This is a genomic window from Achromobacter sp. ACM02 (assembly GCF_014851605.1).
Lineage (GTDB): Bacteria > Pseudomonadota > Gammaproteobacteria > Burkholderiales > Burkholderiaceae_B > Achromobacter > Achromobacter aegrifaciens.
The window spans coordinates 1-262 of the sequence record NZ_JACUZY010000036.1; the positions used below are offsets into that span (position 1 = coordinate 1).

Consider the following 262-nt stretch of genomic DNA (forward strand, 5'->3'; position numbering starts at 1 on the left):
TCGCGTTGCATCGAATTAATCCACATCATCCACCGCTTGTGCGGGTCCCCGTCAATTCCTTTGAGTTTTAATCTTGCGACCGTACTCCCCAGGCGGTCAACTTCACGCGTTAGCTGCGCTACCAAGGTCCGAAGACCCCAACAGCTAGTTGACATCGTTTAGGGCGTGGACTACCAGGGTATCTAATCCTGTTTGCTCCCCACGCTTTCGTGCATGAGCGTCAGTGTTATCCCAGGAGGCTGCCTTCGCCATCGGTGTTCCT

General features: G+C 54.2%; 1 rRNA gene. It reads right to left on the reverse strand.

Going from position 1 to position 262, the window contains the following annotated elements:
- Positions 1-262, reverse strand: a 16S ribosomal RNA gene (locus IB258_RS30635); the annotation flags it as partial.